Source organism: Candidatus Nitrosopumilus salarius BD31, from assembly GCF_000242875.2.
In the GTDB taxonomy this organism is placed as follows: domain Archaea; phylum Thermoproteota; class Nitrososphaeria; order Nitrososphaerales; family Nitrosopumilaceae; genus Nitrosopumilus; species Nitrosopumilus salarius.
Genome location: NZ_AEXL02000112.1, coordinates 1 through 1536, shown reverse-complemented (window position 1 = coordinate 1536; position 1536 = coordinate 1). Strand labels below are relative to the sequence as shown.

Annotated in this window: 2 protein-coding genes and 1 pseudogene; 2 read left to right on the top strand and 1 reads right to left on the bottom strand. The window is 34.2% G+C overall.

Features of this window, described 5'->3' with window-relative positions:
- Positions 1-409: 409 nt before the first annotated feature.
- Positions 410-895, top strand: coding sequence for a DUF4352 domain-containing protein (locus BD31_RS06420; RefSeq protein ID WP_008300188.1), 486 nt, complete (start codon positions 410-412; stop codon positions 893-895).
- A 92-nt stretch (positions 896-987) separates the two neighbouring features.
- On the top strand, positions 988-1359 hold the full coding sequence (locus BD31_RS06415) for a hypothetical protein (RefSeq protein ID WP_008300191.1): 372 nt from the start codon (positions 988-990) through the stop codon (positions 1357-1359).
- An 81-nt stretch (positions 1360-1440) separates the two neighbouring features.
- Here BD31_RS06415 and BD31_RS10770 read toward each other — a convergent pair.
- Positions 1441-1536, bottom strand: a pseudogene (locus tag BD31_RS10770) (PPOX class F420-dependent oxidoreductase); the annotation flags it as partial.

The window sequence follows — 1536 nt, the reverse complement described above, 5'->3', positions numbered from 1 at the left end:
CAAATTTCAAATTCCAGACATAAAAAAATAACTGAGCGTCATATGAAAATATTACAAACATATTCTGATCGCAAAAAAGAGAACAAAGCCTCATGACGGTGATTAATGACTAAAACAGTCCCAAGGCTTGTTCAATGTACCTAAACAAGATTAGTAGATAATTCTGTGTTTGTAAGTAAAATTACAGTCTTGATCGCAAAAAAATGATCAAAAACCTAGAGACGGAGAACAATGACGAATTCATCTAAAGGCTTGATCAATTATTCTAAGTGATTTTGACAGATAATCCTGTGTGTGTCAATGATATTACATTTTTGATCCCGTATTTTACCAAAAAAGATCTGAATTGAACTGTTTTTTACAAAAAATAGAGTTTCAACTATATACCAAAATAATTCAAAGTATTCAAATGGTAAATTTTGGCATTGTAATTGTAATTAGTGCAATAATAATTTCTATGGTGGCGGGAATTTACACATATACACAATATCAGACAAATTACATCACATCAGTTACAGGAGAGACAGTGACGGTAGGACCAGTAGAATATGTCATTACATTTGAGGGAACACATGAAGGAAACAAGGAAAATGTGCCTGAAAATACTTATGTGATGATAGGAATTACTGCAAAAAACATCAGTAATGAAAAAACAATCATTTCGGGAGGACAATTTTACATTGTTGATGACAAAGAACAAAAACATGAAGCAATTTTTGGTGAATTTTCTGCGAAAGATTTGTTTTTAGAAGCACTTGAACCAAACAAGCCAATTCAAAGAACAACACAGTTTGATATTCCGTTTGATGAAGAAAAACAATACAAAGTAATCATTAGACCGCAAAAAGAGCAATCAACAACTGACACAGCAGTTGTTTGCATTACAAATTGTTGATCGGAAAATAAAAAATGTGTCAAATTTAATTATAGTTAGCATAGTAATGTGTGACTTTTACCATATAACACATATGATTTTTGAAAAAAGTCATGGTAGTTTCAAAAGCCAAAAGAGCCGAAGCAGCTAAAAAAGCAGCAAGAACTCGAAAGAGAAATGCAGCTAAAGCAGCAGCAGAAGCACTAAAAGCAGCAGCAGCTCGTAGGAGAAAGGCAGCAGCAGCTCGTAGGAGAAATGCAACAAAAGCAGCTCCAAAGAGAAAGGCAGCTAAACGTCGAACTGCAGCTAAAAAAGCAGCTCCAAAGAGAAAGGCAGCTAAACGCAAAGCCGCTCCAAAGAGAAGAACTGCAGCTAAAAAAGCAGCTCCAAAGAGAAAGGCAGCGAAAAGAAAGGCAGCACCAAAACGCAAAGCCGCTAAACGCAAAGCCGCTCCAAAGAGAAAGGCAGCTAAACGTCGACGTTAAACTGTCTTTGCTTACTTTTTTCTATTTTTATTTTTTAAATTACAATATTTCTAAATTCGAATTTAGAAACATTTTAAATTGCTATTCGTTCATTTTTAATTCAGGCAAGACAAAAACTCTATCAGGTTTTATTTTTAGAATCACTCTTTTTTCATCATCACGTTTGAACGGATAGTG

Excerpts from the sequence above, each read along its gene's own strand:
- BD31_RS06420 (WP_008300188.1), top strand. The coding sequence starts at position 410 with ATGGTAAATTTTGGCATTGTAATTGTAATTAGTGCAATAATAATTTCT.
- BD31_RS06415 (WP_008300191.1), top strand. The coding sequence starts at position 988 with ATGGTAGTTTCAAAAGCCAAAAGAGCCGAAGCAGCTAAAAAAGCAGCA.